This window comes from Massilia sp. CT11-108, assembly GCF_047302915.1.
Classification (GTDB): Bacteria; Pseudomonadota; Gammaproteobacteria; order Burkholderiales; family Burkholderiaceae_D; genus Telluria; species Telluria orientalis.
In genome coordinates this window covers 1-9,128 of record NZ_JBKYMO010000226.1, presented here as the reverse complement: position 1 = coordinate 9,128, position 9,128 = coordinate 1, and the positions used below count along the sequence as shown (strand labels likewise).

The 9,128-nt window shown below is 65.8% G+C and carries 4 protein-coding genes; 2 read left to right on the top strand and 2 right to left on the bottom strand.

Going from position 1 to position 9,128, the window contains the following annotated elements; all coding sequences use genetic code 11:
* Together ACEN88_RS17955 and ACEN88_RS17950 are read right to left on the bottom strand one after the other, a co-directional pair.
* Positions 1-1,726, bottom strand: a 1,726-nt coding sequence (locus tag ACEN88_RS17955) for a WD40/YVTN/BNR-like repeat-containing protein (RefSeq protein ID WP_413341696.1), incomplete at its 3' end; no start/stop codon positions are given.
* 33 nt (positions 1,727-1,759) lie between these two features.
* Positions 1,760-3,676 carry a hypothetical protein gene (locus ACEN88_RS17950; RefSeq protein WP_413341694.1) on the bottom strand — a complete coding sequence of 639 codons (1,917 nt, stop codon included), beginning with the start codon at positions 3,674-3,676 and terminating at the stop codon, positions 1,760-1,762.
* Positions 3,677-4,377: 701 nt separating this feature from the next.
* Here ACEN88_RS17950 and ACEN88_RS17945 point away from each other — a divergent pair.
* Together ACEN88_RS17945 and ACEN88_RS17940 are read left to right on the top strand one after the other, a co-directional pair.
* Positions 4,378-7,314: a TonB-dependent receptor gene (locus tag ACEN88_RS17945; RefSeq protein ID WP_413341692.1), complete on the top strand. Its 2,937-nt coding sequence runs from the start codon at positions 4,378-4,380 to the stop codon at positions 7,312-7,314.
* 108 nt (positions 7,315-7,422) lie between these two features.
* Positions 7,423-9,003 (top strand): aldehyde dehydrogenase (NADP(+)), encoded by a 1,581-nt coding sequence (locus tag ACEN88_RS17940; protein ID WP_413341690.1) that lies wholly within the window; start codon positions 7,423-7,425, stop codon positions 9,001-9,003.
* Positions 9,004-9,128: the final 125 nt, after the last annotated feature.

Below are 9,128 nucleotides of genomic sequence, written 5' to 3'. Positions count from 1 at the left end.
GTGTCAGGCTACGTACCGCCTCCGTATCTTGCAGGACCGCGATGTAATTAAAACCGTCGTCGAGCGTCTCCACCGGCCGCAGGTTGGCCTTCGCGAGGCCCGCGACGGCAGTCCACGTCGTGCCGCCATCGCCCGAGCGCCAGACCTCCTTCGCCTTTTCGGGCGCATGCAGGATCACGGCGCCGTCGGCCGAGATGGCGACCTGTCCGCGCCTGCCCTTGATGGCCGCGGTCTTCGTCCACGTGGCGCCGCCGTCGTGCGTGACGAGCATGCTGTCCCCCACGCGCACCATCGTCCTCGGATCCCTGGGGGCGTAGGCCAGGCCCGTCGTCGTGCCGATCTGCGGATCGTGGATGCGGCCGTGGCGCGACGGATCGTCGTGCAGGTAGCCGTCGATGTCGCCGATGGCGGAAACGAGCGGGCCGCCGGGAATGCTGACGAAGCCCAGCGGGACCGTCTCTTCCAGGCCGTCGACCGTGAACGTCCACGTCGTGGGCGACGCATCGATGTTCGCGGTGCGGAACACGCCGTTGCCGGACGTGACCCAGACGGCGTGCGTGTCGGCCGGGTCGAACTCGACGGAGCCGGCCCAGTGGATGGAGTGGCCTTTCAGCCAGGGTACGCCGGCCGCGTCGCGCACGAAACCGCGGCCGATCACGTCGGTCCACGAGGCGCCGCCGTCGTTCGACAGGAAGATGCGGTCGCCCTTCGCGTCGCCCTGCGGCAGGAACGTGTTGATGGTCGACGCGACGAGGCGCTGCGGATTCTTCGGATCGACGCTGATGCCGGCGAACGGCCGCGTCCAGCCGGCGGGCGTGATGTTCGTCCAGGCGCCGCTCGCGATCGCGTACTTCCACACCTGCCCGCGGTCCATCGGCTCGCGCCCGGTGCGGTCCGGGTGCGGGCCGGCGCCGTTCGCGAACGTGACGATGAGGTTCCCTGCCCCGTCGAGGATCGCGCGCTGGGGCATCAGGTCCACCGGCGCGCCGGCCACGGGTTCGAACGTCGTGCCGGCGTCGTCGCTGCGGTACAGGTTCGGGCCGACGGCGCCGAAGCGCGACACGCCGACGAACACGCGGCGCGCCTGGCCCTCCTTCACGCTGGCGGGGTCCGGCACGACGACGGTCAGGCCCACGTCGTTCGGCGTGGACGTCACCGGCAGCGCCGTCACGCGCGCCCACGTGCGGCCCGCGTCGACACTCTTGAACAGGCCGTCGCGGCGCGTGCCGACGTAGAGCAATTTGCTGTTGCCCGGATCGACGGCGAGGCGCTCGCCATCCTGGCGGCCCATGCCGTTCCCGTGCGTCTTGAACTGGCTGGAGACGTCGACGATGGAGAAGGTCTTGCCCGCATCCGTCGAATGCAGGATCGCGGTGCGGCCGCCGTTCAGGTAGGCGATGCCGGCAAGGAGCCAGATGTTGTCGGCGTCGCGCGGGTCGATGGCCAACGCGTCGATGCCGAGGTACCCGGTCTGGTCTTCCGCCACCCAGTCGAGCAGCGCCGTCCAGCGGCGTTCGCGCGGATCCCAGCGGTAGGCGCCGCCCACGTCGGTACGCGCATATGCAACACCCGGTGCGGCGCGGCTGGGCACCACGGCCGTGACGAAGCCGCCGCCGCCGATCGCCACGCTGTCCCACACGTACGGCTCCTGCTGTTGTGCCGTCACGCGGCCCGCCAGCAACGCCAGAGCAAGGGCCACCGCTGGGGCCAGCTTCATCGACTTCATTACAGCGTCTCCATCATGCGTACATACACCTGTTTAGCCCTTGTAGACGCGGAAGCTGTGGGGCGGAATCACCACCTCGCTCACCGAGTCGCGGGTCGCGCCCGGCACCGTCTCGGCCGCCGGACGCGCCTTGCCGTCCACCGCGTGCTTCACGACCTTCACCGTCGTCGGCGTATCGCGGAACGACTGGATGACGTAGGCGCCGTTATCGTAAGTGAACAGGCTCACGCCGGCCGGTGCGTCGATGCGGACGGGCGCGTCGGCCATCAGGTAGGTCTTCACGCTGTTCATCACGCCTGGCGGCATACTATACAGGTCGCCGATATTGCTGGGAATGGACAGGATGTAGAGAACGCCCTTCGAATACCGGTTCATCAGCAGCACGGGGAAGCCGCGCGCGCCCGCGACGCCGCGGATGATCGGCCACGCGTCGTTCGTGAAGTAGTGCAGCTCCGGGAACAGCACGTCGCGCGGCGCCACCTTCGGATCGTCGCGCAGCGATTCGCCGTTGCCCGCGCCATAGCCGTTGTAGTAGTCGTTCAGCAGCACCTGGTTCCCCGTCGCGTAGACTTCGACGAGGTCCTGGAAGCCGCGGTCCTTGCGCTTCGGATCCTGCGTCGCCTTGACGAAGCCGGACGTCACGAACACCGCCTTCCCCGCTTCCAGCTGGCGTTTCACCTTGTCGAGGATGTCCGGATCGGCCGCCGATGCCTGCGTGAGCAGGATCGTCTGCGCATCCTGCGGGAAGCGCGCGGTCAGGGCGATCGGGATGCCGACATTACCCAGGTAGTTGGGCAGGAAGTCTTCCGCCGACGACGAGTTGGCCGGGCGATAGGTCGGGATGCCGGTGGGCTTGCCCAGCTGGTCCAGCACCGCGTCGATCTGTTTCAGCGCGGCGCCGGCGGCGAGGCCCCAGCCCGGCGGCGCTTTCGCGTCCGGGTTCGCGGCCTTCCAGTCGGCCACGATGCGGTCCCAATTGAACGAGGTGTCCTGCCCGGCCCACGGACGCTCGCCCGCTTCGGCCGGCGTGTCCTGCGCGGCCGGGTGCCAGTTGAACAGCGTGATCTCGGGCGCCTTCGCGAGCATCGTGTCCCACAGCTGTTCCGCATAGCGGTCGACGTAGCGGATCGAATACGTGTCGACCCAGCCGCCGCCATTCTTGCCGTCCTTACGGAGGGTCTCGTAGTAGCGGATGATGTTGTACGACTCGTATTGCTGCAGCAGCTGGTCGGTGATGACCGGGTCGCGCGTCTCCGTGCCCGCGTAGATCCCGTCGAACATCTCGGGCTGCTGCGCGAGGTCGAAGCCCAGGCCTTCGAAATGCTCGTACCAGTTCGGATACTTGATGACGATGTTGACGTTCCTGTTGACGGCCCGCGCCGGGTCGATGATCAGGTCCTTCGATACCTTGCGCATGGTGGCGAGGCGGTAGTCCGTCCATGTGCGCTTGCCCTTCGCCCTGATGTCGGCGTCCGACTTCGACGTGTAGAACGTGAAGTCGTCCAGGATCACGTGGTCGAAATGGCGCGCCATCAGTGCCATCGCGCGCTTGCACGTGTCGCGGTCCTTGGGCGACTCGTAATCGAAGGTCATGAACTGGCCGTTGAATCCGCCCGCGGCCAGCGTGACGCCGCCCGCCACCTCGATGCCCTTCGCCTGGAACTGGCGCTTCACGGCCTCGATCTCGGCGTCGCTGGCGAAGTGGTTGTCGCGGTAGCCCTCGATGTAGACCTTGTCGAACGGGACCTGGCTCATGGCACGCGCGAACTGGTGCTCGAAGACCTGCGGGTCGACGAGGCTTCGCGTGACGTTCACCGGGATGTAGATCGCCGTCTTGAAATGCTTGTAGTGGCCCGCGGCCTGCGCGGGGATGGGCGCCAGCATGGCATTGCCGGCGACAGCAAGGAAGGCCAGCGCGGCGGCGGTCTGGCGGGCGAGTGATTTACGCATGTGTCTCCGGAATTGTTTTTATGGCGCTAATGACCGGTATCCTAAGCCAAGGGATGTTAGATGCGCAAGGCAAAAATGTTCGCGCTAACACGTCAATATACCGTTACGTGGCTTGTTTAGCATGTTTAGCTGCTAACCCCCGCAACACTACGAGACGTTGTGAAAAGGTAGCGCTGCCAAGACACAGATGTTGTATTTCTCACACGCACGAAAAGATTTTTTTGGCAGTTATGAAATCGATTGCGTATAACATCGATGTTGTGACCTTACTGCCGGGGTCAGGCGTGACACGCTCGCACGTGAACGCCCGTTCCAAGGCGGTTTTCACTCTGAACACAGGACCGTGTTCGCTATCGGCCAAGCGCTCTCCCGGCTTGCCTGTGCACGGCGGCGCGGTCCTGGCAACGGTTTGTTTGCTCTAGCTGTCGGCAAAAAGACACGTTGCGTTGTCACAAAACTGACAACTGAGTAGCAAACAATAAAAATTTTATGGTAGCGTATAACAACCAGTGTTAAGCATCACATCCGCACTGGCTTTGCTAGAGCTTTCCATAACAACACAACCTGATCATCGGGGGGAGACAATGAGGAATTTCCAGAAGACCGCGATTGCGGCAGCGGTTGCGCACGTAGCCGTCCTTTCCAGCGCCGCAGCATGGGCACAGACCAGCGCCGACACCACGGCCAACCCAGCCCCTACCGTGGTCCACATCAGCGGCCAGCGCGCGGCTCTGCAGTCGGCGCAACAACTCAAGAAGAATGCGGACGAAGTCGTCGATTCGATCGTCGCCGAAGACATCGGCAAGCTGCCGGACCGTTCGGTCACCGAGGTGCTGCAGCGTATCGCCGGCGTCACCATCGACCGCAACATGGCCGGCGACCCGAACCGCCAGTCCGTCGAAGGCTCGGGCGTCTCCGTCCGCGGCCTGACGTACGTGCGTTCGGAAGTCAACGGCCGCGACGCGTTCTCGGCCGGCGGCGGCCGCTCGCTCGGCTTCGCCGACGTGGCACCGGAGCTGATGGCCGGCGTCGACGTCTACAAGAACCCGTCCGCGGAACAGGTCGAAGGCGCCGTCGCGGGCCTCGTGAACCTGCGTACGGCCATGCCGTTCGACTACAAGGGCTTCAAGGGCACCGTGGGCGTGTCGGAATCGTATTCGACGCTGCGCAAGGGCGCGCCGTCCCCGACCGGCACCATCCTGCTGTCGAACCGCTGGAAGTCGGACACGTTCGGCGAATTCGGCGCCCTGGTCGACTTCGCGCACGCGAAGAGCCCGACCCGTTCGGACGGCGTCGGCGTCGACCCGTATTTCCCGCACGTGAACTCGACCGACCCGGCCAAGTACGACCGTTCCAAGACCCAGTGGATCCCGCTGGGCGTCGGTTACCGCTCGCAGGACTTCGAGCGTACCCGCCGCGGCGACTACGCCGCCTTCCAGTGGCGTCCGAACCGCGACTTCACGGCCGCCCTGACCTACTTCAAGACGAAGTACAAGGAAGACCTGGACGAGCACGTCGTCACGTCGTCCGAGGACAAGTGGTACCAGCAGGTCGCGAGCCAGGATTCCGTCTTCGACAGTAACGGCGTGTTCCAGAGCGGTACGATCTCGAACCCGACCTATGGCGGCTCGCCGTTCAACAGCTCGCAGCGCATCAACACGCGTGAATCGAGCACCCGCGACACGTCGCTGAACCTGCAATGGCGCGTGACGCCGGACCTGACCTGGACCAACGACTTCCAGCACGTCCATTCGACGACCGAAGGCTTCGACGCCGACGTGTCGACCGGCTTCATCATGCCGAACCAGCAGATGGACATGCGCGGCAACGTCCCGCAGATCACGCTGGGTTCGCCGGCCTACATGGCCGATCCGAACAACTACTACTGGGCCTACACCCAGGAAGCGCTGGATCACGCCACGGCCACCCAGAAGGCGTGGAAGACGGACTTCAAGTATGCGTTCGACCACCCGGTGCTGCGCGACGTCCGCTTCGGCTTCCGCATGGCCAACCGCGACGGCGAAAACCACAAGGCCCAGAAGTTCTACAACTGGCAGGCCATCACGTTCCCGTGGATGGAAGGCTGGCAGATCCCCCACGTCGCCCGCCTGGGTGACCCGCGCTTCGCGGGCGGCTCGTCGCTGCAGAAGATCGACAACTTCTTCGACGGCAAGTACAACATTCCGCCGATGCTGTTCGCCAACGAGTCGGTGGTGCGCGGCTTCCCGGACGAATGGTCCAAGATCCACGCCTATCACGACGTGCTGTGCAAGGAACAGGGTTCGACCTGCGACCCGTGGAAGGCTGCGACCTTCAACGACCCGGCCGCGACCAACACGCAGAGCGAGAAGACGCGCGCCGCCTACACGCAGCTGCGCTTCGGCTTCGACGACCTGAAGTACCCGATCGACGGTAACATCGGCATCCGCTACGTGAAGACGACCGGCGCCGGCAGCGGCTACGTCGCCTACAGCCCGGCCGGCGTCACCATCCCGACCGACGCTCCCGTCACCGGCGTGGACACGCTCATCTACATCAAGCCGTTCGCGGAAGCCCAGTCGTACAACAACTCGTACCACAACTGGCTGCCGAGCCTGAACCTGCGCCTGAAGTACAGCGACGAGCTGCAGTTCCGCTTCGCCGTGGCCAAGGCGATGGCGCGTCCGGACTTCAACCAGCTGCAGGTGCAGACCACGCTGAACTCGGCGCCGAACCAGACGACGATCCGCGATGCATCCGGCAATACGACGAATGTCATCTTCAACGGCACGACGCTGACCGGTACCAGCGACGGCAACGCGATGCTGAAGCCGACCACGTCGACCAACGTCGACCTGACCGCGGAATGGTACTTCGCGAAAGCCGGTTCGCTGACCTTCTCGGCCTTCAACAAGGACCTGAAGGACATCATCATCACCCAGGACTACGCGTACAAGGCGACTGACGTCAACGGCAAGCCGCAAACGTTCGTGGTCACGGGTCCCGTCAACGGCGCCAAGGGCTACGCCCGCGGCTTCGAGATCGCGCACCAGCAGTACTACGACTTCGTGCCCGACTGGCTGAAGGGCATCGGTACGCAGGCCAGCTGGACCTACGTGTCGAGCGAGCGCACCCTGAACAAGCCGGTGTTCAACGCCTGGTGCTCGGGTAACGACGCGTCGTCGAACTACAACCTGTCGATCAACGGTTGCGATACCGACGGTCGTGCGTTCGGCAAGACCCCGCTGCAGGGCCTGTCGCGTCACACGATCAACTTCGCGGTCATGTACGAGCAGCACGGCCTGTCGATGCGCCTCGCCTACAACTGGCGTTCGCGTTACCTGCTGGGCGTGAACCAGTGGGGCAGCCGCGGCAACAACGGCCTGAACACGAACCCGGCGGCGGATCCGGCGAAGTACCTGATCCCGACGACGAACAACGACCAGGCGTTCGGCCTGCCGTTGTACCAGGCACCGTACGGCCAGCTGGACGGTTCGATCTTCTACGACTTCACGGACAAGTTCCGCGTCGGCCTGGAAGCGACGAACCTGACCAACTCGTACACGCGCCAGATCATGGAGCAGCACGCGGGCAACTTCACGCGCCAGGTCTTCATGAGCGGTCCGCGTTACACGCTGCTGGCCCAGTACTCGTTCTGATCCAACGGGAATCCGCATGATTCGATACAATCGCTGATCGATTCCTGCCCACCGCCGCCGCGGCCTTCACGGGTCGCGGCGGCGCTTTTTTTTTAACAAGGAGCCCACATGAACATCCAAGGCGAAATGATCATCGGCCGCCAGGCCGTGCGCGGCAGCGCCGGCACGCTGCGCGCCTACAACCCGTCCACGCGCGCCGAGATGGAGCCGGAATTCGGCGCCGCCAGCATGGACGACCTGTCCAGCGCCTGCCTGCTCGCGGAACAGGCCTTCGACGCCTACCGCGGCCAGCCGCTGGAACTGCGCGCCCGCTTCCTGGAAACCATCGCCGACCGCATCATGGACCTGGGCCCGGCCCTGATCGAGCGCGCCTCCGCCGAATCGGGCCTGCCGACGGCACGCCTGGAAGGCGAACGCGCGCGCACGTGCAACCAGCTGCGCCTGTTCGCCAAGGTCGTCCGCGACGGCCACTTCCTCGAAGCGACGCTGGACTCCGCCCTGCCCCAGCGCACGCCGCCGCGCCCCGACCTGCGCATGCGCAAGATCGGCCTCGGCCCCGTTGGCGTGTTTGGCGCATCGAACTTCCCGCTCGCGTTCTCCGTCGCCGGCGGCGATACCGCATCGGCGCTGGCGGCCGGCTGCCCCGTCGTCGTGAAGGCGCACAACGCGCACCTGGGCACGTCGGAACTGGTCGGCAAGGCGATCCGCCAGGCCGTCGAAGACTCCGGCATGCCGGAAGGGACCTTCTCCATGCTGATCGGTACGGGCTTCGAGATCGGCCTCGCGCTGGTCCAGCACCCCGTGATCAAGGCCGTCGGCTTCACCGGCTCGCGCAATGGCGGCCTCGCGCTCGTCAATGCGGCGCAGGCCCGCAAGGAACCGATCCAGGTCTACGCCGAGATGAGCAGCATCAATCCGTTCTACCTGCTGCCGGGCGCACTGGCCGCGGGCGGCGCCAGGCTGGCGCAAGGCTTCGTCGATTCGCTCACGATGGGCACGGGCCAGTTCTGCACGAACCCGGGCCTCGTGATCGCCCTCGCCGGCCCGGACCTGGACGTGTTCCGCACGGCCGTCACCGAAGCGCTGGCGGCCAAGGGCGCCGGCACGATGCTCACCGCGGGCATCCACCAGGCGTACGTCGACGCGATCGCGCGCCGCTCCGGTCTCGCAGGCGTGGAACTCATCGCCCAGGGCAGCTCGGACGGCTGCGGCTGCGCCGCGCAGGCTGCGCTGTACCAGGCGGACGCCGCGACCTTCCTGTCGAACAGCGCGCTGGAAGAAGAGATCTTCGGACCGAGCTCGCTGATCGTCGTGTGCAAGGACGACGCCGAGCTGCTGGAAGTGACGCGCCACGTGGAAGGCCAGCTGACGGCCACGATCCACGCGACGGCCGCGGACCGCGACCTGGCCGCGAAGCTGATGCCGACGCTGGAGCGCAAGGCCGGCCGCATCCTGTTCAACGGCTTCCCGACCGGCGTCGAAGTGAGCCACTCGATGGTGCACGGCGGCCCGTTCCCGGCCACGTCGGACAGCCGCACCACGTCGGTGGGCGCGACGGCCATCGAACGTTTCCTGCGTCCGGTGTGCTACCAGGACGTGCCGGCGGAACTGCTGCCGGAAGCGCTGCGCGACGAGAACCCGCTGGGCCTCGCGCGCATGGTGGACGGCACGCTGCAGGTCGCGCGCTGAGTCAGCGCGGCGGAAACTCCGCCGCCAGGTCGGGTAAGGCGTTCGTCAGCTCCCGCTCGACCATCCGCGCGAAATATGCGGCGCCCTTGCTGCCCAGGTGCGTGCGGTCGAACGCCGTCCTGGCC

What these genes read in the sequence shown, in the direction of transcription:
- ACEN88_RS17950 (WP_413341694.1), bottom strand. Translation starts at nt 3,676, where the DNA reads ATGCGTAAATCACTCGCCCGCCAGACCGCCGCCGCGCTGGCCTTCCTT.
- ACEN88_RS17940 (WP_413341690.1), top strand. Translation starts at nt 7,423, where the DNA reads ATGAACATCCAAGGCGAAATGATCATCGGCCGCCAGGCCGTGCGCGGC.